Raw genomic sequence first — 24,709 nt, 5'->3', positions numbered from 1 at the left:
TTATTGGAGTTCTTTTTTTCTTAGCTATTCTTTTTTGTCTTTAGCTGTAGCAATTCTATCTAAAGCTGCTCGTTGCTTTTTTTGGTCAACGTGTGTGTACAAATCGGTAGCCGAGGTACCTTTTTGTCCAAGTTGCTGTGCTACTAACACCTGGTCTTTAGTCACATCATATAATTCGGAAGCGAGTGTATGCCGCAATTTATGTGGAGTTAGTGGGTGCCCAAAAGCAGCAGAATATTTATTAACCATTTTTTCAATGGCATTAGTCGTAATTCTTTTTGTTTGATGATGCCACCTCGTGAGGAAGAAAGCTGTTTCCTTTCTTGAGGCCATATAACGCTGTCTGCGGACTTTTTTATAGTCGGATATATAGTTTAGTGTCCATTGAGCAATCGGCACGCTATCGCGCTGTCCGCCTTTACGGGTGACATCTAAGGTAGCCTTTTTTAAATTCAAATCGGTAAGGTCAATTCCGGCACATTCTGAAACGCGAATGCCGGTTCCAAGAATTAAAGCAATAATAGCCATATCACGCTCCTTATTGACCTTAAAACTAGGTAGCGCATGAACATTACACTGCTTTTCAAATTCATTAGCTATAAAATCTAAAAACTGATATTTTAATTTTCCGGTGTACATATGCGATTCCAAAACATGTGCACGATAATTTAACGTCTCAGTATTGTTAAGTGAGTCAATTTTCAGCATTACATTTCGCTCAAAATATGGTTTTCCATCATTATTATCAGCGGTAATAGTTAAAAATTTAAATAAGGAACGCAACGCATTAATTGACCGGTTAATCGTTGTCGGTGAATTTAAATTACCTTGCTTGTTTCGAACATGGCCCAAATAATTGATATAGAGCATAATATCGTTTCGGTGCAAAGTCGCCAAAGTTTCAATACTAATTTTTTGATTGGTATCAGTGGGGGAAATACCTTCATGACGAAGCCAATCAAAAAAACGTCTAATTTCTGTAAGATACTGGTACGATGTTGCTAAAGAATGACTGGTACCAAAATTGTACTCTTTAACAAAATCCGGCATCTTATTTAATTCTTCTTGAATGAGATCCAAATACTTTTTTGTTTCCACGTAGTTCTCCTAGCTTTTTTACTAACTATTATATAGCAAATATATAGCAAAATCTGAATGTATGTTTGTCTTTTTTATAGTGAAGGAGTGGGAAGTGGGGAAGAAGAGGCTTAATAAGCCTAATTTAACTGCAATAATAAGTGGAGTTGACCACGTTAAAGAATACTTGGTCAGCACCATTTTAGGTAACTAAGCAGGATAAATTGTGTTCTTTAGCCTTGTGTGGGAAACCTTTTATTAAAGAAACACGCAGGAGGGTAAAAAGGCCGGTAAAAAACAGATATTTTGAATAAATCCAGCCAAAACTGTCAACTTAAAATCTTGAACAGCCCAAATCCCAAGTTGCAAGGTGATAGTTAAAACTTTAATTACTAGAATATTTTGCAAATGGCTTTAACAAAAGTTATGTAATCATTTTTATAATATTTTTGTGTTAGATTTAAGCAAATTCAGCAAAAGCCTGTCAGATAGCTACTTTTGCTTATCATTAAAATTATAGTTTTAATGATACCAAAATAAAATTTTGATTATTTAGCCCGATAACTAAAGCATTTTAAGCAGCAAACCATACCAGGTAAAATTAGTACTCTACTAGCAAATGCATCCTGGCAGAGAATAGTTTTTGCGTTTAGTTCATACATGCTAGCGGTGATCTTCATTTACTTGTTCAAATTTCTCACCAAGATACCTTATAGTTAAACAGCAACAGAACGCTTTTTCTTGCTCAAACTAATTGTGAAAGCATCAAGTTATCAAATGTGTCATTTAATTAACTTCCACTAGTTTTCTTGACGACAATAGTTTTATTTCAGCAATAAAACTGCCTTTATTGAAAATTATTAAGACTCTCTAAAGTCAGTAGTGTAAGATTTGTCGAATAAGCTAAGAGGAATTAAACTAACTACTGCTTAAAACTTAAATAGTAATATTAGGTCGATTGTCGTTGATTATTAACAGATTTTGGCAAAACGCACTTCTACTAAAACAACTGACAGTCATTGATAAAATTGAGATAACTTTACATAATATATATTATACGAAGTTATCTCCAGAATTGAATCACTTTCAATTGCTATACCCTTTATTTACTTTCCTAAGACCAATATTTATTTAGGTTTGTAGCAGCTGGCAAAATATCTTTTTTAATTTGATTCATTTAATGTAATTATTAGCTAATTTACTTTGCTAATTTCGATGTAATTATAAATTTTTCTTAGAATTGTAAACATTTTTTATTTGCGCTAAATTTACTTGATTTAAAGCTATTATTTTTGAGCTTTTAGCAAAACTGCTAATCATTTAAATTTTCTCAAAATAAATTGATAAGCGCTTTTCATCTTAATGTTATATATTATTACCCTTTTTGGTAATGCTGTTCCTAGACATATTTTGGACTTTGCTGATAATTATGCTTTTTAATAGTCAAAATAGTATTTGCCACTTTTTAAGTTTTCATTTTAGGTTGATTTTTTTAGTAAATTTTATTTGATTTTTTTTTGATTTGTCCTACAATACTATCTAGGGTATAGTTTAAAGTATTTCATTTGGCTGTTTTTATTTAAGTTTTAGCCGAATTAAAACGTTTTATTCAAAAATTTTTATTATTTTTGTTTTTAATTCCATAATTAATCTGTTATTATGGAATATGGAATTATATTTTTGAAAGGGTTGAATTTATTCCATGAGTATAAATTTAGGAAAAGAGATATGTCGTCGTAGACGTGAGCAGAAGCTGACGCAGGAGGACCTCGCTGAATTAAGCGATTTGTCAGTTAACTTTATTTCACGTCTTGAAAGAACTAAAAATCAAAATATTAGTATTCAAAAGTTGGACTCGATTGCTAGAGCTTTGAATACTACTACGCCAGATATTATTATGAATGCCTATCGCTTTAAAGAAGTTAAAGTTGAAAATCATCATGATAATACACCGGTATTTATCAAGAAAGTTCTTAATGAATTAAGAAAGATGGATCCAGAAAAAGCTGAAAGAGTATGCAAGTCTTTCATTATTTTGGCCAAAGAGATTAATAAAGATTAAGAATTAATCCTGAATCTAAAAAGCACAAGTTAGGTTTCTCACCTACCTTGTGCTTTTTTATTTTTTAGTTAAATGCTTCAGTCAATGGCGGAACCACTTGTTTTTTTCGTGACACTACTCCTGGTAAACTAATTTCTGAATCAGCAACCTTGCCAAAAGCCTTTTCAAATGCTGCTATAGCTTCATCTGAGCCGGTTACCAATGCCGTTGAATCAGAATCAAGTACATTAGTAATTAGCAACATGAACAAATCATAATTTTCACTTGCTGAAGCGGCGTTCATTGCCTTCAAGAAGGCATTTTTACGTTCCATCGCCTCTGGTAAGTCAACCACATTTATTTGCGCTACACGGACACTTTTGCCGTTTAAATCAAAGCTCTTAGCATCTAAGTCAATTAAGTCTTCTTCAGACTTGCTGGCAATATTAGTTCCAGCCTTTAATTCTTCAAGACCATATTTCTCATAGTCCACGTCAGCGATTTCTGCTAAAGCTTTAACTGCTTTCTTATCTTCATCTGTAGTTGTCGGTGATTTCAAAAGCAAAGTATCGGAAATAATTGCGGAGAGCATAATTCCAGCGATATTTTGTGGAATTTCAACATTGTAGTGCTTATATAATTGCCACATAATCGTACTTGTACAGCCAACAGGAGCAGCTAGGTAGAATAATGGTGAGCTAGTATTAAAATTCATAATTCGATGGTGATCAACCACATGAGTAACAGTTACCTTATCAATATCTGAAACACTTTGCTGCGGTTCGTTGTGATCAACAAGCATTACCTTGTTTACCTCATTTGCAGCAGTTTTAACAACTCTAGGAGCTTCAAAACCAAACTTATTTAAAGCAAATGTTGTCTCGTCATTAGCCTCACCCAATGCAACAGGTTCAGTATTGTAACCCAACTTGTTTTGCAAATATGAGTAAGCAATAGCCGTTCCAATTGCGTCTGTATCAGGATTTTGATGACCAAAAATCAACTCTTTCTCCATTAATCTTCCTCTTTTTCTTTCAAAAATATTATTCAATATTATTAATTTTACCTAATAATGGCTATTCATCCAAGAATTTTTTGAATTCGTCTAAAAAATGTTCAATTCGGGGAACATCTTTTTTACCCTTACGATAAATCACTGAGGTCGAGAACTTCGTATCATCTTTTAAATAAACTGGCATTAATTTAATCTCATTTTTATGTATTTGATAGTATGAATTATTGATAAAAGTGTCATACTCAGTTTCCTCAGCAGTATCGATCAATTGCTTTGTCGAAGAAAAGCTCAGTGGCACCTTCATGCCATTCTTAGCATTAATTTTGCTACCAAATTTTTCTTTCATTAATTGGGTTAGATAAAAATTATCTGGATAGGCTACCCACTGTCTGTCAATAAATTTAGAAATTGAGTAAGAATTTCCGGATTTTACTTTTTTATCATGCGTTAAGATCGTCAAGCGATCTTCACAAACTTTCATGTAATCGTACTGATTCTGGAGATTAACCTGACTCTTCTTCATATTATCCGGCACATAAATAAGTGCCAAATCAATTAAATTATTGTCCAGATTATACCAAAGATCCTTCCGATTAAAATAGCATACGTTTACGGTTATATCAGGACTTTTTTGGTTAAATTTGACCAAAAACTTTCGTAATACTTCAGAGTCTACACTATCTAAGACTCCGATTGAGATATTACCCTTATCTGCTTGAGTAAACTCCTGAATATCATTGACAACTGAATTGATTGTCCCCAAAAGCTTGATTGCACCCGTTTGCAGCTGCTTGCCTGCTTCAGTCAGATAAAGCTTCTTACCCATCTGTCCAAACAAAGGAGTACCAATCGCGTGCTCGATTTTTTTAATTTGTTGAGTCAAAGCTGGTTGTGTAATTCCTAAGATTTGGGCCGCTTGAGTATAGTTCATAGTATCAATCAGCTGTAAAAAATAATGTAAAGACTTAGTTGAGAGTATTGTATCTGTTTTAGGCATAAAATTTATCCTTCTATCTTAACAATAATATAACCCTATTTATATGCTATTATCTGTCAAAAAATATTACATGTCAAAGTATAATTCAAAGTCAATTAAGCCTTTTTTAGCCTATTTACAGTGTATAAGTAAATAAAATTTATCTCGAACTAAGTGGTTTCCCAATTTGTAAATTAACAGGTATGCCGTCACTTGTCGTATCCACTACGAATGAACCATTTGAATAGCGATCACCAAGTGGATAATCATTTGTTTCCAGTTTAATCCGTCGCTTGCTGCTAGTAGTAATTGTTAATTCGTGGTCTTGGCCATATGATACCACTGCTACTATGCGATGAGGATTATTTTTGAGTTCTCGCAATACGAGAACGCCGCGTTTAGCACGCGAAACTTTATTAATTAGTTTTACTTTAAATTGTTTAAATGCACCTCGCTGCGTTACCAAGCCAACTCGTACCAAATTGAGATATTGCGGATCAACTAAAATATAAGAAACAACAAAATCATCATCTTTTAAGTTAACTGATTTTACCCCGGCTGCTTTAGCACCAGATTCAGGAACTTCACTGACATCATAGCGTACAGCGTATGCCTTATGGGTAAATAAAATTATTTCTGCTTTAGTATCCGGCTTAATTAAATCAACGCGTACAACCTGGCTATCATCTTTCTTCATTTTAATCGCAGTAATTGCCCGGGAACGGTAGGTTCTAGTCGGTTGCAGGTTCTGCAATTGCAATTGCTTAATATAACCATCATCAGTTGCAAGCAGGAAGTTGACATCTTGATCAAGCTGATCAAATTCAAAGACCCGGATGATTTGCTCTTCACTGTTTAAGCCAATTTCCTGTGAAAGGTGCTGACCAGTATCCTTCCACTTAGTTTCAACTAATTCATTAACTGGCCGGTAAATCAAATTCCCGCGATTAGTAAAGAGATAAAGATTGGTCAGAGTTGATAGTGTTTTTTCAAAAACAACTTCATCGCCATCCGGCAAACCATTATCTTCATCATCACTAGATTGCCAAGAACGCAAAGAGGAACGCTTTAAATAGCCATCCCTACTTATTAGGACTCTAACTTGCTCATCAGCAACCAACGCTTTTTCATCAATCTGAATCTTGGCCGTTTCAGCCGAAATTTCTGTTCGCCTTGGATTACCAAATTCACGCTTAACAATCGACAGCTCTTTAATGACTTCTTTATCTAAAACCTTTGAATCAGATAACAAAGTTTGATACCGATCAATCTTTTGGTTTAAATCAGTCTGCTCATCAACTAATGCATCAACATCAGTATTAGTTAACCGGTAAAGCTGCAAAGAAACGATTGCCTCTGCTTGCCGTTCAGTAAAACCAAACTTTTTAGCCAAATTAACCTTCGCTTCAGTTTTATTCTTTGAAGCTCGAATCACCTTAATTACTTCATCAAGGATATCCATCGCGTGAATCAAACCTTGTATAATTTCTAGGCGATTCTCTGCTTTATTAAGGTCGTACTTAGTTCTCTTAGTAACTACATCTTTCTCATGCTCCAAATAAGACGCTAGGATATGCTTTAAACCAACTTGCATTGGCGTCATATGATCAATTGCGACCATGTTGAAGTTGTAGGAAACTTGTAATTCCGTGTTCTTAAAAAGATAATTTAAAATATTTTGTGCATCTGCACCCTTTTTAAGTTCGACAACAATTGACAAACCATGACGATCAGTTTCATCACGTACTTCCGCAATGCCGTCAATTTCTTTATTCAAACGGATTTCATCCATCTTTTTGACTAAAAGAGCTTTATTGACTGCATATGGTATTTCCGTAATGACAATTTCTTCACGGTGACCACGAATTTCCTGAATAGATGACTTGGCCCGCACTTGCACACGACCACGGCCAGTTTCATACGCTTCTTTTAGCCCTTTTTGTCCCATCACGATTGCACCGGTAGGAAAATCGGGACCTTTAACAAACTTCATCAGGTCATCTAAGGTTGCATCCGGGTGCTTTAATAAATAGATGGTCGCATCAATTACTTCCGTTAAGTTGTGTGGCGGAATTTCTGTTGCATAACCAGCTGAAATTCCCGTTGAACCATTAACTAGCAGATTAGGAAAACGGACAGGTAAAACGGTTGGTTCATATTCCGTGTCATCGAAATTAAGCACCATATTAACCGTATCTTTATCAATATCCTGTAAAAGCATATTTGATATTTTGCTTAAGCGAGATTCCGTGTAACGCATCGCCGCAGGACCGTCACCATCCATTGAACCGTTGTTACCGTGCATTTCAATTAAGGTCTCACGCATCTTCCAATCTTGTGACAAGTGAACTAAAGCACCATAGATTGAACTGTCACCATGGGGATGGAAGTTACCCATGATATTACCAACCGCCTTGGCAGCCTTTTTAAAAGGTTTGTCATAGGTATTCCCGTCCCGGTACATAGCATACAAGATTCTTCTTTGAACGGGTTTCAAACCATCACGAATATCCGGCAAAGCCCGTTCTTGAATAATGTACTTGGAGTATCTTCCAAAACGTTCACCCATGACCTGCTCAAGCGGCATTTCACGAATTCGTTCTTTTGTTGCCATTAATTAAAAACCTCTTTACTCATTTTCTTCTTCCAAGATTGAAGCATTTTCGCCCATTCTGAACTTAACATTTTCTTCAATCCATCTTCTTCTGGCATCGACCTTGTCGCCCATTAGCGTGGTAACTCGGCGTTCAGCTAAAGCTGCATCATCGATTTTAACTCTGATAAGCATTCTAGATTCTGGGTTCATTGTTGTCTGCCACAACTGCTCGGCATTCATTTCCCCCAAACCTTTAAATCGCTGCAAAGCGTAACCGCGGCCCATCTTATCTTCGTCAGCCCGCAATTCTTCATCAGTCCAGGAATATTTAACTTGAGTATTCTTGCCACGACCCTTTTGCAACCGGTATAAAGGCGGTAAAGCAATATATACTTTGCCGTTTTCAATCATTGGTCGCATGTAACGGTAAAAGAAAGTCAACAGCAAGATCTGAATGTGCGCACCATCGTCATCGGCATCCGTCATAATGATGACTTTGTCGTAATTAGAATCAGCAACATTAAATTCAGCGCCAACTCCCGCACCGATGGTATAGATCATCGTATTGATTTCTTCATTTTTAAAAATATCCTGCAATTTAGCTTTTTGCGTATTTAACACCTTACCACGCAATGGCAGAATAGCTTGGAAACGACGATCACGTCCCTGCTTTGCTGAACCACCAGCTGAATCCCCCTCAACTAGGAACAATTCGTTCTTTTTAGGATTACGTGATTGTGCTGGTGTCAGTTTACCCGAGAGTACTTCTTTTTTCCGACGTTTTTTACCATTTCGACTCTCATTTCGAGCCTTTTTAGCTGCCTCACGTGCATCCCTTGCACGCTGAGCTTTTTTCACTAATTCCTGGGCCAATTCGCCGTTTTCCATTAAGTAATAAGACATCTTTTCGTAAACAATTGCGTCTACGACTGATCTTGCTTGCGGCGTGCCTAATTTGCCCTTCGTCTGTCCTTCAAATTCCAGTTGTTCTTCTGGTATCTTGACGGATAGCACAGCACTTAGACCTTCACGGTAGTCGGAGCCATCAATATTTTTATCTTTTTTACCTAATAAGCCTTGCTTTTTAGCATAATCGTTAAATGCCCGCGTAAAACCGCTTCGTGCACCAACTTCGTGTGTACCGCCATCAGCAGTTCGCACATTATTAACAAACGAAACTAGACTTTCAGAGTAACTGTCGCTGTATTGACCACTGAATTCGACTTCGATTTCGTCTTGTTTACCTGAAAAGTAAAAAACATCATTTAACGTATCTTTGCCTTCATTTAAGTAGGACACAAAGGACTCAATCCCATTGTCATACTTAAAATCATCATGATGCTCAGGCTCACGTTCATCAGTCAAAACAAAGCGAACGCCTTTTAATAAGAAGGCAGATTCTCTAATTCTTTCCTGAATCGTCTCATACTTATACTTAGTTGTTGAAAAAATCTTCTCATCCGGTTTAAAGGTGATTGTCGTTCCTGTTTTTTCCTTTGTCTTGCCTAAACGCTTCAAAGTACCAACAGGATGACCGCCATCCTTAAACTCTTCTTCATAGGCAACGCCATCGCGAACAACCTTAACATCCATATAACTGGAAAGAGCGTTAACTACCGAAGAACCAACACCATGTAATCCACCTGAAGTTTTATAGTTTTGCTCCGTGAACTTACCTCCGGCATGCAAAACGGTCAGAATGACTTCAATTGTCGGTCTGCCTGATTTATGCATCCCTGTGGGCATTCCACGACCAAAATCGCGGACGGTCACGCTATTGTCTTGATGGATGGTTACATCAATTTCTTGACCAAACCCGGCCATTGCCTCATCAACTGAATTATCAACTATTTCGTAAACGAGCTGATTTAATCCATGGATATCTGTCGATCCAATGTACATTCCTGGGCGCTTACGAACAGCTTCTAAACCATGAAGAATCTGGATTGATGAGTCATCATAAGAATTCGTTTTTTTATTTGCTTTAACCAAATAAACTCCTCCAGTTTAAATCATTTATTTATTTTAATCCTCATACTAAGCAATTTTTGATAAAATAGCTTTAGTTATTAAGGAAGTAGGATATAAATGATAAATCTTAAATTAATACTGGTATTTATTCTAGCATACTTGCTCGGATCCTTCCCAACAGGTGTAATCGTCGGTAAAATATTTTTCGCAGAAGATATCCGTGATTATGGCTCTGGTAATATCGGTACAACAAATTCCTTTCGCGTCTTTGGACCGGTTGCTGGAAGTTTCGTTTTGATAGTTGATGTTCTCAAGGGAACACTTGCAACAAGCTTGCCACGACTGTTTCACCTTCCAGGGCCAAAATATTTATTGCTAATTTCTGGTGGATTAGCTATTTTGGGACATACTTGTTCAATTTTTCTTAAATTTAAGGGTGGAAAAGCAGTTGCAACAAGTGCAGGCCTGTTTTTGGGTTATAACCTAAAATTCTTTGCCGTCTGTGCAGTGATTTTCTTGCCACTGGTATTCATTACATCGTATGTTAGTTTATCCAGTCTAATCGCAGTCGTATTAATTTTTATTGCTACCTTTTTCTTTCATGACATTTTCCTTGAGGTAATTGTTGGCTGCATCATGATCATTTTATTTGTTCGTCACCGCAGTAACATCAAGCGGCTCATTCACCACCAAGAAAATATCATCCCTTTCGGGTTGTGGTACTGGTATAAAAAAAGCCACCACAAGTTATAAAGCTAAAATAAATACAGCCAATAATTAAGTTACTGGCTTTTATATTATAACTTTTGGGAACAATAGTTCGCAAGCGAAAAATAAACAAATTGGATTATTTATGTAAAGAGCCGGATCTTACTTACTACCAACTTTTGACCGCGGTGTAATAAGGCCACCGGCAAGCTTTACGCTTAGTCCCTTTAAAAATGTTCTTCAAAACTAAAACCAAATAATTTTTGGGCCAGCAATCTATTCTTAGCGGCAATTAAAAGGCGTCGAGTTTTAACTTGACGCCTTTAGTTAATTATTAAACTTTAGTCTAAATTTGCTAGCTAGTCTTGATCATGAAAAGCCATACTAAAACCAGCGGTAAAGGTTGCATTAGCATCTATATGATTCATGCCATACTTTTCTTCTAACTTTTGGTTCGTATCTGCCCGATCGGCAATCCCCCACCACGGCTCAATACAAACATAATCAGCTGTTTTAGGATATTGCGACCAAATACCAACAAATGGAGCATCACGCAACCAAACATTTACATGGAAATTACTAGTATCTGTTTTTAGCGAAACGCGATTATCATGACCACGCAATTGAAAAATTAAAGCATCATTTTTAAATAAATGATCACTTAAAGTTATCAAGCTGTTAGTTGATGCTAGTGAGCGGTTATCCCAGTCCAAATATGCTCCTTTTAGCGGAATTTGAACCCGGGCCCGCGAAGGTTTGGTACTAAAGTAAAAATCTTCTTTTGCTACCTTTTCATCTGTTGGAATATTAAATCCTGGATGACCGCCAATACCAAAAATCATTTCGCCATCAGACCGGTTGGTCACACTGAAATTTTCTTCCAACAAGTTATTAAGCAAATTGTAATTTACCCGTAGTTCAAACTTGAACGGGTAAATCGCTAATGTCTCTGGCGTATCAGTTAACAAAAAAGTGATACTTTCAGCGGTCTGCTGTTCAACAGTAAACTCCATATCCCGGGCAAAACCATGCTGGGTCATATGATAGGTTTTACCTTGATAGGTATACTCATCATTTTGCAATTTGCCAACAATGGGAAATAAAACCGGTGCATGGCGCTGCCAAACATTAGGGTCAGCTTGCCATATATACTCATATCCGCTGTGTTGGCTCTTCACGCTTTGAATTTCAGCGCCACTACTTGATATGACGACTTGTAAAATACTGTTTTTGATAGTGTAATCCATGATAATACATCGCCTTTTTACAGAATAAACTTAGTTAAATCCTTATTAGTTATTATATCACTAAGTTTTTCATCAACATATGCTTGGGTTACAGTTATTTCACCCATGGTCATATCAGGCCCTTCATAAAGGACATCTTCAAGCAGCTTTTCGAGAATAGTTGACAGTCTTCTAGCCCCAATATTATCTGTTCCCTGGTTAACGTCATAAGCAATTTGTGCAATGCGGTCAACTGCTTCTTTAGTAAAGATTAGCTTGATGCCATCTGCTTTCATCAAAGCAACATATTGCTCAAGTAGGGAATCAGCTGGATCCTTCAGAATTTTTACAAAATCATCTTTTGAAAGAGCATTAAGTTCAACCCGAATTGGAAAACGTCCTTGTAGTTCTGGAATCAAATCGCTTGGTTTTGACTCAGAAAAAGCCCCTGCAGCAATGAACAAAATATGATCAGTTGAAACCGGACCGTACTTTGTCTGAACAGTCGATCCTTCAACGATTGGCAAAATATCACGCTGTACACCTTCGCGAGATACCTCACCCGAAGTCTTTTTGTTGCCAGCAGTAATTTTATCAATTTCATCAATAAAAATAATTCCGTTGTTGGCTGTTCGTTCAATTGCTTTTTGGTAAATTGTATCGTAGTCAACCATTTTTCTAGATTCTTCTTGAATCAAGACTTCACGGGCATCTTTGACCGGTAGCGTCCGTTTAACCCGCTTTTTAGGGACTAAGCCATTAAGTACGGAACTCATGTCCATTCCCATTTGACTCATCATATCATTCATAGGATTAACTTTAGGAGCTTGTTCTACTTCAATCGTGACGTCCCGATCTTCTAACAATCCCTTATTTAGCTGTTCAGCAACTGACAAACGTTCATTTCTAATTTCGTCAGTTACTTCATCTTGGTCAGTATCAGCTGCTTGATCAGTATTTTGACCATTGGTCATCAGCATTGACATCATGTCTTGGAATTCTTGCATTTGATTTTGCCGTTTTTCGTGCTTAATGCCAGGAACTAACAACCGAACCAATGTCTTATTGGCTTCTTTAGCCGCCTGCACACGTACACGATCAAACTGCTCCTTTTCTTCCATTCGAACTGCTTCAGTTACTAGGTCGCGTACCATCGATTCAACGTCCCGTCCAACATAACCGACTTCCGTAAATTTGGTTGCTTCCACCTTAACAAACGGAGCATTGACAATTAGAGCAAGTCTTCTAGCTATTTCGGTTTTACCTACCCCGGTTGGACCTGCCATAAGCAAGTTTTTCGGAGTGATGTCTTCCTGCATCTTTTTAGGTAGCTGCATTCTTCGATAACGGTTGTACAAAGCAACAGCCACTGCCTTCTTGGCCTCGTCTTGACCGATAATATATTCGTCTAATAAACTAACTATTTGTTTTGGCGTTTTTGTTTCCATAACTAATTTCACCTACTTTTAAAGTTCATCTGTATGAATCTGATCATCAGTAAAAATATCGATACCGGAAGCAATCTCAACTGCTTCATGAGCAATTTCACTAGCAGACATCCCCGAAGAATGCCGCGTCATCGCGATAGCAGCAGCCTGGGCAAAATTACCACCTGAACCGATTGCTACAACATTTTCATCAGGCTCAAGCACTTCACCATTACCTGAAATAAGCAATAAATCCTTTTCGTTAAAGGCAATCAGCATTGCATCTAATTTTTGTAAGGTAGCATCCTTACGCCAAGCTTGGGCCATTTCAACCGCCGCACGCCGTAAATCACCACCAAATGCTTCTAACTTTCCTTCAAGCATTTCCTGCAAGCTAACTGCATCGGCCACACCACCAGCAAAGCCGATGACGACGCGATCATGGTATATGCGTCTTATTTTTTTAGCCGTTGCCTTAGCAATGACCTTTTCGCCTAAGGTTACTTGGCCGTCACCAGCAATTGCTGTTTTTCCGTTATATTTAACTGAACAAATCGTTGTCATTATTTTGCCTCATCTTTCTTATCATTACGGGTAAAAAATTGCTCATAATTTTCCTGTAAATGACTCATTGTTACATGCGTATATATTTGGGTAGTTGATAAATTAATGTGCCCCAATAACTCCTGTACGCTACGCAAATCTGCACCATTATTCAGCATTGCTGTCGCAAAGCTGTGTCGCAATTCATGGGGATGAACTTTACCGTTAATCCCCGCACCATTAAATACTTTTTGCATAACATATTCTATGCCCCGGGTTGTCAATTGTTTACCTTGATGATTGACAAAAACAAAAGGACAATCGTGATCTTTGATGAGCTCGGGCCGGGCATCAGTCAGATAATTTGCCAAGGTCTCTTTAGCTTGCTTATCAAAGGCAACATAACGATCTTTGTTTCCCTTTCCGTGCACGAGAATAATTTTTAAATCTAAATCAACTTGCTCAAGCGTTAAATTGCTAACTTCGCTAACACGCATGCCGGTTGTATAAAACAACTCAAACATGGCTAAGTTCCGCCTAGTTAACGGTTCACTGCCATTGAGCGATGCAAAAACCTGTTTCATCTCTGGTGCATAAAAAAACTGCGGCAGTTTGTGCTCTTTTGCCCGCAGAGCAATTGCCTGCGTCGGGTCTATTTTAACAATTTTACGCTTAGTTAAAAAGCGATAAAAAGATCTTAAACTAGACATTTTACGGGATTGAGTTGAACGAGCTAACTTACGTTCTGCCAGATTTTGTAAAAAAATCTCAACATCACGGCGTTCAATCTTTTTCCAGCCAGCAAATCCACCATTACTTTTCCAAAAAGACTTTGCCTCGAGCAAATCCGTTTGGTAAGACTTAATGGTCTTCTGACTATAATGTCGTTCGTTTTTTAGATAAGACAGAAACAGATCTAGTTCATCACTATTTTCTAAAGCAGCCATTGTTAATCCAACTCTTTTTGCTTAAATTCTTGAAGTTTTTCTAAACTACGCTCACTAATTTTTTCATGCCGTTCCCGTTTGTTCCGAATCTTTTTCCCTTCAAGACCAGGGATCAAAGCAAAACTGGCATTCATTGGTTGAAAGTGTTTAACGCTGGTTGTGGTCACATAATTTGCCATCGAGCCAAGAGCGGTCATTTTAGGAAAAATTACAGTAGGCTCATCAAGAGCTTCCTTGGCAGCATTAATACCGGCAACTAAGCCGCTACCAGCACTTTCAACGTAACCTTCAACACCCGTCATTTGACCTGCGAAAAATAACCCCGGTTGTTTTTTCGCTTCATAACTGGCAGTCAAAACTTCGGGCGAAGCCATATAAGTATTACGGTGCATTTTCCCGTAACGGATGAAACGCGCATTGGCTAAACCAGGAATCATTGAAAAGACTCGTTTTTGTTCACCATATTTCAAGTGCGTTTGAAAGCCAACAATGTTGTACATTGAAGCGGCGGCGTTATCTTGGCGTAATTGAACTACCGCGTATGGCGTTTTACCAGTATGAGGATCTTCTAAACCAACGGGTTTAAGAGGGCCAAACAACATCGTCTTTTCTCCCCGCGAAGCCATTACTTCAATTGGCATGCATCCCTCAAAAACATCATCTTTTTCAAAATCATGCATTTGTGCTGTTTCCGCATTAACCAATTCTTGAGTGAATTTTTCGTATTCTTCCTGCGTCATCGGACAGTTAAGGTAAGCCGCATCCCCGCGATCATAGCGTGATTTTTTATAAACAATATCTAAATCAATCGAATCGGCGGCAACAATTGGCGCTGCTGCATCAAAAAAGTGCAGACTTTCAGTTCCCGAGAATTCCTGAATTTTAGCAGCCAACTTATCACTGGTTAAGGGACCAGTTGCAATAATGGTAATGCCATCCTGGGGCAATTCAGTAATTTCTTCATCATGAAACGTAATATTGGGCAGTGCATGGAGTGTCTTGGTGATATAAGTACTAAATTCATCCCGGTCAACAGCAAGAGCTCCGCCAGCTGGAACCTGAGTTTTATCAGCCGCTTTTAAAACAAGCGAATCCAATTGACGCATCTCTTCTTTCAGTAATCCGACAGCATTGGACAGCTGATTAGACCGCATTGAATTGGTACAAACAAGCTCTGCTAATTCGCCGGTTTTATGAGCTGGCGTCATTTTAGTTGGTCTCATTTCATATAGATCAACCGAAATCCCTCGTTTGGCTAATTGCCAAGCGGCTTCACTACCCGCCAAGCCTCCACCGACAACAGTTACAGTTTTTGGCATATTTATATTCCTTTACTAATTTTTATTTACTTATATAAAAAGAATATCATCAAATCTAAGTGATTTGATGATATTTAATTAAATTTAATGTTATTTTGCGGTCTGTTCTTCCTTAGGCTCTTCTTTATAGTCGCCATTTGGACATAAAATAACCAGACCTTTTTTGTTTTTCTTTTCCACTAAGAAATGACCGTCATTAGGACAGACACGGTTAATCGGCTTGTCCCAGGAAACAAAATCACAGTCAGGGTAGCGTGAGCAGCCATAAAATTTGCGGTTGCGCTTTGACTTCTTCTCAACTACATCACCTTTACCGCATTTCGGACAGATTACACCGACCTTTTTCACAATTGCCTTAGTATTGCGGCAATCAGGAAAACGTGAGCAGGCATAGAACTTACCATAGCGTCCCATCTTGATCACCATCGGAGCACCACAGATATCGCAGTTAAAACCAGCAGGTTCATCCTTAATCTGAACTTTTTGAATGCCTGACTCGGCTTTATCTAATTCCTTTTTAAACGGGTGATAATATTCGTCAATTACCTTGACCCAATTTTTCTTCCCTGCCTCAATGCTATCGAGGTCGCTTTCTAATTGGGCGGTAAAATCAATGTTAACAATATCCGGGAAGAATTTTTCGATTAAGTTATCGACAATTTCTCCTAATTCAGTAGGTACTATTGCTTTACCCTCAAGCTTGACATAATAGCGACGCTGAATCGTATCGATCGTTGGCGCGTAGGTTGACGGACGCCCGACACCATTTTCTTCCAGTGTATGAACTAAACTGGCTTCCGTGTAGCGCGCAGGTGGCAACGTAAAATGCTGCTTGTTATCGGATTTTGCTAACTTAACTTGATCACCATCATCTAGTTCAGGTAATTCAACATTTTTTTCCTGCAAATTATCATAAACCTTGGTGAAACCAGCAAACTTCATTTTCGAACCAGTTGTCCGGAAAATTACCCCATTTTGTTCAATGTCAGCTCTTACGGTATCGTAAACAGCAGGCGTCATTTCACTGGCTAAAAAGCGGGACCAAATCAGCTTGTAAAGACGATATTGCTCGGTAGTTAAAACATCCTTTAAAGACTCGGGTGTCCGGTAAACACTTGTAGGCCGAATTGCTTCATGGGCATCCTGCGCATCTTCCTGATTTTTAAAGTGTCTTGCACCTTTGGCAGCATATTCTTTGCCGAATTTTTCATTTAGGAACTTAGATGCTTCAGCTTGAGCGATTGGGGATGTCCTTTTAGAGTCCGTTCTCATATAAGTGATTAGACCAACTGTACCCTGTTTGCCCAGACTAATACCTTCATATAACTGCTGAGCAATACTCATAGTTCTGCGCGTCCGATAATTCAGGCGCTTATTAGCTTCTTGCTGCATAGTTGAAGTCGTAAACGGTGCAGCAGGTTGCCGCCGACGTTCACGCTTGACGACATTATTAACTTGAAAAGCCTGCTTTTTATCAATTTTTGCTAGAACCTTTTGTACAGCTTCATTATTCGGCAAGTCTTGCTTTTTGCCATCGACGCCCCAGAATTGTGCCTTAAATGCCTTAGTTTTCTTTTTGAACTCGGCATCAATTGTCCAGTATTCATCTGGCTTAAAGTTTTTAATTTCCTTTTCACGGTCAATTACCAACTTAAGAGCAACAGACTGAACACGTCCTGCACTAAGTCCTTTTTTCACCTTATCCCAAAGGATTGGCGATAAAGAATAACCTACAATCCGATCTAGGATTCTTCTGGCCTGCTGAGCATTTACCGTATCCATATCAATGGCACGGGGATTTTTAAAACTATTTTTAACAGCATCCTTGGTAACTTCGTTAAAAGTAACCCGGTTCTTAGCCGTATCATCCAGATTTAAGGCATGAGCCACATGCCACGCAATTGCTTCTCCTTCACGATCGGGGTCAGATGCTAGGTAAACATCTTTAGCTTTCTTAGCTTCAGATTTTAATTCTTTAATCGTATCGCCTTTACCCCGAATCGAAATATATTTCGGTTTGTAATCATGATCAAAATCAATTCCCATTTGTGACTTAGGTAAATCACGAATATGGCCTTTCGATGCAATGACCCGATAATTACGTCCGAGATATTTTTCAATAGTCTTCGCCTTAGCTGGCGACTCAACAATCACTAATGTTTTTTTACGTTTTTTTGGCTTTGATTTTGTTGGCATCAAAAGCCTCCTCATTAAATTCTTTTTTTAAAATACTAGTCTGACAATAGTATATTTACCCGCAAATTGTCAAATCTTTCAAGTTATAACTGATAATCAGTTATCGGAATCGCCCCCGCGGCAATCAGCTTGTTTGGCCCAGCAGAAAGCTCATTGTCAATTGGCCCCGGAACCGCATAAATATCTCGATTTTCTTGTAATGCCAGGTTCGCTGTAATCAGTGAACCGGATTTTTCCTGCGCCTCGGTAACAATTACTTTTTGAGCAATACCAGCTAATATCCGATTTCTTTGCGGAAAACGAAAGGGTCTTGGCGGCGTGTCAGGCAAATACTCGCTAAGAATTAGGCCACGGCGGATAATTTGTTCTTGAACGTGATAATTACTGAGCGGATAAAAATGATTTAAGCCATTACCAACTACCGCGATTGTTTTACCTTCAATAGTTAGTGCAGCTTGATGAGCCATCACGTCAACGCCCTTAGCCAAGCCACTAGCAATCACCCAGCCTTTTTTAACAAGACGGGGAACCAATTTGGTCATAACTGAACGACTATATGACGTTGCCATGCGTGAACCAACTATTGTCACAATTTTTTGCTGTAAGAGATTAACATCTCCCTGAGCAAACAAAACTAACGGCGGCCGGTAAATTTGGCGCAATTGTTCTGGATACACATCGTCAAAAAAGCTAATAACCTGACACTGCTTCTTGATTCGTTTTACGTAAATTTCCGCCTGATCATCATTATAAGCAGCTAGGCTCGCTCTTTTTAAATTGCTAGGCAAGTCCATTTTCATCAGCGTTTTAAGATTGACATCAGCTGTATCTAGTTGACTAGCAATTTTTAACATCTTAACATAACCAATTCCTTTTTGTAATTTTAAACGCAAAAGAAAATTTGTTGTTTTCATAAAAAACCTCCCTATCTACATATACGTAAAAAAGGAGGGAAATTTTTTATTGATAAAACTCACTGACAGGTGCAAATGTTTTACGGTGAATTGGTGATGGGCCATACTGCCTGATAGCGGCCAAATGCTCTTTAGTACCATAGCCGGCATTGACTTCAAAGTGATATTCGGGATAGATTTTAGCATAATCTGCCATTAGCTTATCACGAAAAACCTTGGCAACAATTGAAGCGGCAGCAATCGAATTAGACTTTGCATCCCCTTTAATTAACTTCACTTGCGGAAGAGCTACCGGCACATCCATCGCATCAACAAGCAAAGCATCAACGGAACAATCTAAATTATTGACGGCCTGTGCCATAGCCAATCGGTCTGCTTCATAAATATTTACTTTGTCTATTACCTCAGCGTCTTTGAGGCCGACAGCGACACTGACTGCTTCTTCAAAAATTTTAGGATAAAGTTCGCATCTTTTTTTAGCACTCAGTTTTTTCGAATCATTCACATCGATCAGATCAAAATCCTGGTCAATAACGACGGCAGCTGTCACCACCGGACCAGCCAAGGGCCCACGACCAACTTCATCGACACCGGCCACTACTTGCTTTTTAGCCCAAAATTGGCGCTCATAATCAAACCGCTTTTCAAACGCTGCTTTTTTACTTGCTAATTTAGCCTGACGCTTTTGATAGCTAACCAGTAATTTTTGAACGCCTGCTCTTGGATCTTGCGCCAACTGGGTGATTGTTTCTGCGGGAAGTTTTTCCTGGGCTAATAAAGTTTTTATTTCATTGATTGTCATGGTCGATCTAATGTAATCCTTCCTACTTTGCCTTTACGCAGGCGTTGGAGAAGATACAAAGAAAAGCGATCATAGTCGTCACGCATCCCGTATTCTTCGGTAAGGGCCAAAAGCAAATCTGTATCATTGATTCGGCCTACTTGTTCCTTAGTTGTCCGCGCAAACTTCGCCACATCGCCCAAATAATGTTCACGCAACCTGGCAAGTAAAAATAGCGCAACATCATCAGCACTAAAAATACTATCTTTAATTGCGCCAAAAGCGGCAAGCTTATAGCCAACGTCCTGATCTTCGAATTTAGGCCATAAAATTCCGGGAGTATCTAAAATCTGAATGTTAGATTGCGTCTTTAACCAAGTTTGGCCCTTGGTTACACCAGGCTTATTACCCACGGCCGCTACATTGCGGCCAACCAAACGATTAATAATGGTCGACTTACCACAGTTAGGGATGCCTGCCAGAGCAATGCGAATAACCGGATTGGCTGCACCTTTTGCTTCCAATTTAGCAATTTTAGCGCTTGCTGCTTTTTTCACCATCCGAACTAAAACCTGCATATTAGTATTATGCAAAGAGTCCAGTGCCATTACCACCTTGCCTTTGCCACTCAATTTTTTCTGCCAGATTTTAGTCATTACCGGGTCGGCCAAGTCAGCTTTATTTAGAATAATTAAGTGCGGTTTATCGCCAACTAAGTCTTCAATCATCGGATTTCTAGATGACTCAGGAATTCTCGCATCAAGTACTTCAACCAGAACATCAATTAATCCCATTTTGTCCTCAAGTTGATTGCGAGCCTTGTTCATGTGACCAGGATACCATTGAATTTTAGCCATTGTTTTTGCCTTCTTTACACTAAAAAGGCCCCAAGAAGGAGCCTTTGTTAATACATCATTTTATCGTGATACATCTGATAAGCTTGATCAAAAATGCTCATGCTCGGTAAATAGCCCGCATTTAGCTCAAGATACTCCGATAGCTTTTCATAATTTTGCTCTTGCTTAGGAAAAGTTTGATCATTTTGTGCATTATTTGCAAATTGCACGACAGGATCGGTGGAATCTGCATCCCGTAACGTCATTAAGTAACGGTAAAAACTTTCTCGATATGCCAATTAATTACTCCGTATAATATAAAATTGCGTATGCATCCATGCCCGCGTGTGTAGCAATTATTGGGCTAGTTTCGCGTACCAACACGTCAATTTTAGAATTAATGTCCTTAATTTTTTGGGCAAAATCAAGCAAACGCTGTGGTACACCATTGAGTGATACGTAGGAAATACCAACTTCTTTAATTTTTTCTTTATTAGCTTCAATATCATCTAAGACACGTTGATCAAAAGCCATTGTAAATCTTTTACCGCGCCCTTTTTTAGCTACTTTTAATTCACCATGCGGCATTTGCAATTCGATTCTAACGTTCAACAAATTAGCAATCTTACCTGAGATTGGTCCTAACCGTCCACCTTTGATTACATTTTCCAGGTTGACAATCATCATTCGCAAACGCTGAGTTTTCTTGATATTTTCAAGGTGAGTTAAAATTTCTGGAACTTGCTTTCCAGCTGCAACATCGCGTGCGGCAGCCAAAACTTGCAAGCCTTCAGCCCGATCAGTCAGTTCAGAGTCAACAACATGAACTAGATCCAACTTGCCACTTAATTCGACTGCTTGTCTGGCAGCATCAACCGTTCCGCTAAGTGCCTTAGCCAAAAAGATGCCAACGACTTCACTCCCATCAGCCGTTAAGTCCTTAATTGTATCTACTAATCTGCCGATTGGTGGTTGACTTGTTTTAGGCAGATCTTCTGCCTGACTCATTTTTTCAACAAATTCTTGCCTGGTGATTTCAACGCCATCAAGATATGTCTTTCCACCAACTGTTACGGATAATGGTACAACTGTTATATGATATTTTTCAATTTCTTCTGGCGTTAACTGTGCAGAAGAATCGGTCAAAATTTTTATTTCTGACAACCTACTCGACCTCAATTCTGAATTGCTGTTCACATTGTATGATAGAATGTGAATTGTATCAATTATAAATTATTATAACAAAAAAAAGAAAGTGAATATCTTTTTTCATAATGAAATTAAAAGAACTTTGGCAGGAGCCAACTAAAAAAAGCAAAAACTATTACGTATTAGATAACACGCTTAGTGCGGTTACCCACGGAATCGGTTTTTGCTTAGCAATTGTTGGCCTAATTTTATTAATTTTAAAGGCAGTATCAATGCATAGCACCATAAGGCTTTTTACCTTTGCCATTTATGGCAGCTGCTTATTGATTTTATATTTATTTTCGACGTTATTTCATAGCTTAATTTTTACCAAAGCACGAAATGTTTTCCAAATTTTTGACCATTCCTCTATCTACCTTTTAATTGGTGGCTCGTATACGCCCTTTGCATTAGTAGCTATCGGTGGCAAATGGGGCTGGCTGCTGTTTAGCCTCATTTGGCTAATCGCAATTTTTGGAGTCATCTACTATATTTTTAACCGGGGCAAGCATGTCATTTTGGATACGGTTTTATATGTTGGTATGGGGTGGCTGGTTATTTTAGCTGGCAAATACCTGTATGTCCGCTTGAGTCCTAACGGCTTTTGGCTCCTCGTTGGCGGCGGAATTGCTTATACCGTTGGGGCACTGCTTTATACCATGAAAAACGTTCCCTTTATTCATGTTGTCTGGCATCTGTTTGTTCTTCTCGGTTCAGCTTTGATGTATTTTGCTGTTTTATTTTATGTTTAAAAATCATTACCTAAAAATGCGGTGATTGCCTCACGTGAATTTTCCAATTCACCGGCAATCACTTTTTTCTTAATGTCAGTAAGTAGTTCACCTAGTTTAGGTCCAGGATTAACACCAGCAGCGATTAAAAAGCGACCATCAATTACTAGTTCAGAAGAAGACTTAATTGGTAATGCCATATAGCGGTCAACTAGAGCCTCAGAATTAATTGGCTGCCCCAAAATTTGCGCAACATCAATTGTATTCAATAAAGTTTCTTTGCCTGCTTCAAAAAGTTCATAATCCGTTGGTGCACGTTCTGAAAGCAGGTCAAACAAATCAACAATTTTTTCTACTTTGCTGGTCATTGCATTGGAATTTTTCCAATCGCGCATAAATTGGCCAATTTCATTATTAGCTATTTTCAGTAAAATGATAATCACGGCCCAAAGACTTGATTCTAAAATAGGATCAAATTTCAAGCTTGGGTAAATTGCTAGTAAATCTTTCTTGCCGGCAAAATCGGGAGCTCCTTCGCTTAATTTAGTATCTAAGAAGACTGCAAATGCTTTTCTTGAATTTGGTCCCGTCCCCATTTTGACAAACTCGTCACGGATTCGTTCAATCGAAATTTTAGGTAACAAATAGTGAAGTTGTCGAATAGCCTCTTCGGTTTGCCCTTCCAAGTCGAATTGTAATTGACTCATAAAGCGGACTGCACGCATCATGCGCAATGCGTCCTCATGAAAACGTTCTAAGGGATCACCAACGGCTTTAATTAAATGATGATGCAAATCATCTAAACCATTGAATAAATCAACAATTTCACCTTTAGTATTCATTGCTAACGCATTGATGGTAAAATCACGTCGCTTTAAGTCCTCTTTAAGACTTCTAACAAAGGTAACATGATCAGGGCGGCGAAAATCCTGGTAACCTGATTCGGTTCGAAACGTTGTTATTTCATAACTACTACCATTGTACAAGACAGTTACAGTACCATGCTTAATACCTGTGTCGATTGTTTTGGGAAATAATCGTTTAACTTCTTCAGGATATGCACTGCTGGCAATATCAATATCATGAATATGTCGTTTTAATAGCAAATCACGAATTGAACCACCAACAAAGTATGCTTCAAAACCCGCTTCTTCAAGCTTTTCAAGTACGGGAAACGCAGCAACAAAAATTTGGGGTAAATCATTTATTTTTTTCATCAGATAATCAACTCATTTGTATAGTGTTTTTCATTAGAAAATGTGGTAAGTTTATAGCGTCAAAGGTTGAATAGAAAGATAATAATCATCATGCAAAAAATTACTAGAAGAAACATTCTAGAACTATTTATGATCATGCTAGGTTGCGCCATTTATGGCTTAAGTTTAGACATGATTTCCGCACCTAATCAGTTAACAGATGGTGGCATCAGTGGTATTACTTTGCTTCTTAGACACTTTTGGGGCATTAATATGGGGCTTTCCTCGCTTATTTTAAATATCCCACTAATATTTTTGGGATATCGATTTATGGGTAAGCGACTCTTGATTTACACAATTTGGGGAACTCTTTGGCTCTCTTTTTTCCTATGGTTTTGGCGCTTGATACCTATTATATATCAATTAAACTTGGAACACGACCTCTTCTTGTCAGCGATTTTAGCGGGAACCCTATCTGGAATAGGTCTGGGATTAGTGTTTAGGTATAATGGCACTTCGGGCGGGACCGATATCATTGCCCGAATTTGTCAACTAAAATACGGCATGTCCTCAGGCAAGGTGCTTTTATTCTGCGATGCGCTGGTCTTGTTTGCGTCGCTAACTTATTTAGACCTAAAGCACATTATGTATACGCTGGTGGCATCATTTATCCTTTCACGCGTAATGGATGCTGTCCAACAAGGAGCCTACTCCGCTCGTGGTTTACTAATAATATCAGATAAGTACCAGCAAATCGCGCAGATGATTGATTTAAAACTTGATCGCGGTTTTACCTATTTCGAAGCTCGGGGCGGCTATAGTAAAGTTAATCGTCCAGTAATCTATTTAGTCGTTTCGCCACGTGAAATTCCCGCCGTGAAAGAATTAATTAGCGCCGAAGACCCCAAAGCATTTGTGAGCGTAATTGAAGTTCACGAAGCACTGGGAGAAGGCTTTACTTACAAACAAAAGCAACGTCACTTTATTATCCGCAAATAAAAAGATCGCATTCTGATATGCG

General features: G+C 38.4%; 21 protein-coding genes. 4 read left to right on the top strand and 17 right to left on the bottom strand.

What is annotated here, in order from left to right; translation table 11 throughout:
* Positions 1-24: 24 nt before the first annotated feature.
* Entirely contained in the window at positions 25-1,098 is a 1,074-nt protein-coding gene (xerS, locus tag J3U71_RS04140; RefSeq protein WP_267392675.1) for a tyrosine recombinase XerS, read from the bottom strand.
* Positions 1,099-2,779: 1,681 nt separating this feature from the next.
* Here xerS and J3U71_RS04135 point away from each other — a divergent pair.
* Positions 2,780-3,139, top strand: a complete 360-nt coding sequence (locus J3U71_RS04135) for a helix-turn-helix domain-containing protein (RefSeq protein ID WP_103751610.1) — start codon at positions 2,780-2,782, stop codon at positions 3,137-3,139.
* Between the two features lie 64 nt (positions 3,140-3,203).
* Here J3U71_RS04135 and J3U71_RS04130 read toward each other — a convergent pair whose 3' ends face one another.
* The 4 genes from J3U71_RS04130 to parE all read right to left on the bottom strand — a co-directional run bounded on the left by J3U71_RS04130 (position 3,204) and on the right by parE (position 9,697).
* Positions 3,204-4,133 carry a manganese-dependent inorganic pyrophosphatase gene (locus J3U71_RS04130; protein WP_267392676.1) on the bottom strand — a complete coding sequence of 310 codons (930 nt, stop codon included), beginning with the start codon at positions 4,131-4,133 and terminating at the stop codon, positions 3,204-3,206.
* A 61-nt stretch (positions 4,134-4,194) separates the two neighbouring features.
* Positions 4,195-5,130, bottom strand: coding sequence for a LysR family transcriptional regulator (locus J3U71_RS04125; RefSeq protein WP_220269633.1), 936 nt, complete (start codon positions 5,128-5,130; stop codon positions 4,195-4,197).
* Between the two features lie 139 nt (positions 5,131-5,269).
* Complete coding sequence (gene parC / locus J3U71_RS04120) at positions 5,270-7,723, bottom strand: DNA topoisomerase IV subunit A (protein WP_267392677.1); 2,454 nt, start codon at positions 7,721-7,723, stop codon at positions 5,270-5,272.
* 15 nt (positions 7,724-7,738) lie between these two features.
* On the bottom strand, positions 7,739-9,697 hold the full coding sequence (gene parE, locus J3U71_RS04115; RefSeq protein WP_220233032.1) for a DNA topoisomerase IV subunit B: 1,959 nt from the start codon (positions 9,695-9,697) through the stop codon (positions 7,739-7,741).
* A 96-nt stretch (positions 9,698-9,793) separates the two neighbouring features.
* Between parE and plsY the strand changes: the two genes are divergently transcribed.
* Positions 9,794-10,429: a glycerol-3-phosphate 1-O-acyltransferase PlsY gene (gene plsY, locus J3U71_RS04110; protein ID WP_103751605.1), complete on the top strand. Its 636-nt coding sequence runs from the start codon at positions 9,794-9,796 to the stop codon at positions 10,427-10,429.
* A gap of 314 nt (positions 10,430-10,743) precedes the next feature.
* On the opposite strand, the gene J3U71_RS04105 is transcribed toward plsY, so the two are convergent.
* From J3U71_RS04105 to J3U71_RS04055, 11 genes are all read right to left on the bottom strand, one after another.
* Positions 10,744-11,631 carry an aldose 1-epimerase family protein gene (locus tag J3U71_RS04105; protein WP_220269629.1) on the bottom strand — a complete coding sequence of 296 codons (888 nt, stop codon included), beginning with the start codon at positions 11,629-11,631 and terminating at the stop codon, positions 10,744-10,746.
* 17 nt (positions 11,632-11,648) lie between these two features.
* A complete protein-coding gene (gene hslU, locus J3U71_RS04100; RefSeq protein ID WP_267392678.1) occupies positions 11,649-13,058 on the bottom strand; it encodes an ATP-dependent protease ATPase subunit HslU in 1,410 nt (469 codons plus the stop codon).
* Positions 13,059-13,076: 18 nt separating this feature from the next.
* Entirely contained in the window at positions 13,077-13,601 is a 525-nt protein-coding gene (hslV, locus tag J3U71_RS04095) for an HslVU peptidase proteolytic subunit (protein ID WP_103751602.1), read from the bottom strand.
* Positions 13,601-14,527 (bottom strand): tyrosine recombinase XerC, encoded by a 927-nt coding sequence (xerC, locus tag J3U71_RS04090; protein WP_267392679.1) that lies wholly within the window; start codon positions 14,525-14,527, stop codon positions 13,601-13,603. The genes hslV and xerC overlap by 1 nt, the downstream gene beginning before the upstream one ends.
* 2 nt (positions 14,528-14,529) lie before the next feature.
* A complete protein-coding gene (gene trmFO / locus J3U71_RS04085) occupies positions 14,530-15,846 on the bottom strand; it encodes a methylenetetrahydrofolate--tRNA-(uracil(54)-C(5))-methyltransferase (FADH(2)-oxidizing) TrmFO (protein ID WP_267392680.1) in 1,317 nt (438 codons plus the stop codon).
* 90 nt (positions 15,847-15,936) lie between these two features.
* The gene (gene topA / locus J3U71_RS04080) at positions 15,937-18,042 is read right to left on the bottom strand and encodes a type I DNA topoisomerase (protein WP_267392681.1); all 2,106 of its coding nucleotides are present in this window, start codon (positions 18,040-18,042) and stop codon (positions 15,937-15,939) included.
* 83 nt (positions 18,043-18,125) lie between these two features.
* Positions 18,126-18,956 (bottom strand): DNA-processing protein DprA, encoded by an 831-nt coding sequence (gene dprA / locus J3U71_RS04075; protein ID WP_220269624.1) that lies wholly within the window; start codon positions 18,954-18,956, stop codon positions 18,126-18,128.
* 46 nt (positions 18,957-19,002) lie between these two features.
* Entirely contained in the window at positions 19,003-19,758 is a 756-nt protein-coding gene (locus tag J3U71_RS04070; protein WP_220269623.1) for a ribonuclease HII, read from the bottom strand.
* Entirely contained in the window at positions 19,755-20,594 is an 840-nt protein-coding gene (ylqF, locus tag J3U71_RS04065; RefSeq protein ID WP_220221121.1) for a ribosome biogenesis GTPase YlqF, read from the bottom strand. The genes J3U71_RS04070 and ylqF overlap by 4 nt, the downstream gene beginning before the upstream one ends.
* Before the next feature lie 47 nt (positions 20,595-20,641).
* Positions 20,642-20,872 carry a YozE family protein gene (locus tag J3U71_RS04060; protein WP_103751595.1) on the bottom strand — a complete coding sequence of 77 codons (231 nt, stop codon included), beginning with the start codon at positions 20,870-20,872 and terminating at the stop codon, positions 20,642-20,644.
* 4 nt (positions 20,873-20,876) lie between these two features.
* Positions 20,877-21,737: a DegV family protein gene (locus J3U71_RS04055; protein WP_267392682.1), complete on the bottom strand. Its 861-nt coding sequence runs from the start codon at positions 21,735-21,737 to the stop codon at positions 20,877-20,879.
* A 110-nt stretch (positions 21,738-21,847) separates the two neighbouring features.
* Between J3U71_RS04055 and trhA the strand changes: the two genes are divergently transcribed.
* Positions 21,848-22,513, top strand: coding sequence for a PAQR family membrane homeostasis protein TrhA (gene trhA / locus J3U71_RS04050; RefSeq protein WP_267392683.1), 666 nt, complete (start codon positions 21,848-21,850; stop codon positions 22,511-22,513).
* Here the strand turns inward: trhA and J3U71_RS04045 are convergent.
* Positions 22,510-23,709, bottom strand: coding sequence for a CCA tRNA nucleotidyltransferase (locus J3U71_RS04045; RefSeq protein ID WP_267392684.1), 1,200 nt, complete (start codon positions 23,707-23,709; stop codon positions 22,510-22,512). The two genes, trhA and J3U71_RS04045, sit on opposite strands and share 4 nt — an antisense overlap.
* Before the next feature lie 90 nt (positions 23,710-23,799).
* Here J3U71_RS04045 and J3U71_RS04040 point away from each other — a divergent pair, with 90 nt between their 5' ends.
* Positions 23,800-24,687 (top strand): YitT family protein, encoded by an 888-nt coding sequence (locus J3U71_RS04040; RefSeq protein ID WP_267392685.1) that lies wholly within the window; start codon positions 23,800-23,802, stop codon positions 24,685-24,687.
* Positions 24,688-24,709: the final 22 nt, after the last annotated feature.

This window comes from Lactobacillus sp. B4015 (assembly GCF_026536055.1).
Lineage (GTDB): Bacteria > Bacillota > Bacilli > Lactobacillales > Lactobacillaceae > Lactobacillus > Lactobacillus panisapium.
The sequence above is the reverse complement of the archived record's forward strand: the minus strand, read 5'-3'. Positions and strand labels throughout refer to the sequence as shown.

Coding starts and splice junctions, on each gene's coding strand:
- J3U71_RS04135 (WP_103751610.1), top strand. CDS start 2,780: ATGAGTATAAATTTAGGAAAAGAGATATGTCGTCGTAGACGTGAGCAG.
- J3U71_RS04130 (WP_267392676.1), bottom strand. CDS start 4,133: ATGGAGAAAGAGTTGATTTTTGGTCATCAAAATCCTGATACAGACGCA.
- J3U71_RS04125 (WP_220269633.1), bottom strand. CDS start 5,130: ATGCCTAAAACAGATACAATACTCTCAACTAAGTCTTTACATTATTTT.
- parC (WP_267392677.1), bottom strand. CDS start 7,723: ATGGCAACAAAAGAACGAATTCGTGAAATGCCGCTTGAGCAGGTCATG.
- plsY (WP_103751605.1), top strand. CDS start 9,794: ATGATAAATCTTAAATTAATACTGGTATTTATTCTAGCATACTTGCTC.
- J3U71_RS04105 (WP_220269629.1), bottom strand. CDS start 11,631: ATGGATTACACTATCAAAAACAGTATTTTACAAGTCGTCATATCAAGT.
- hslU (WP_267392678.1), bottom strand. CDS start 13,058: ATGGAAACAAAAACGCCAAAACAAATAGTTAGTTTATTAGACGAATAT.
- hslV (WP_103751602.1), bottom strand. CDS start 13,601: ATGACAACGATTTGTTCAGTTAAATATAACGGAAAAACAGCAATTGCT.
- xerC (WP_267392679.1), bottom strand. CDS start 14,527: ATGGCTGCTTTAGAAAATAGTGATGAACTAGATCTGTTTCTGTCTTAT.
- trmFO (WP_267392680.1), bottom strand. CDS start 15,846: ATGCCAAAAACTGTAACTGTTGTCGGTGGAGGCTTGGCGGGTAGTGAA.
- topA (WP_267392681.1), bottom strand. CDS start 18,042: ATGCCAACAAAATCAAAGCCAAAAAAACGTAAAAAAACATTAGTGATT.
- dprA (WP_220269624.1), bottom strand. CDS start 18,956: ATGAAAACAACAAATTTTCTTTTGCGTTTAAAATTACAAAAAGGAATT.
- J3U71_RS04070 (WP_220269623.1), bottom strand. CDS start 19,758: ATGACAATCAATGAAATAAAAACTTTATTAGCCCAGGAAAAACTTCCC.
- ylqF (WP_220221121.1), bottom strand. CDS start 20,594: ATGGCTAAAATTCAATGGTATCCTGGTCACATGAACAAGGCTCGCAAT.
- trhA (WP_267392683.1), top strand. CDS start 21,848: ATGAAATTAAAAGAACTTTGGCAGGAGCCAACTAAAAAAAGCAAAAAC.
- J3U71_RS04045 (WP_267392684.1), bottom strand. CDS start 23,709: ATGAAAAAAATAAATGATTTACCCCAAATTTTTGTTGCTGCGTTTCCC.
- J3U71_RS04040 (WP_267392685.1), top strand. CDS start 23,800: ATGCAAAAAATTACTAGAAGAAACATTCTAGAACTATTTATGATCATG.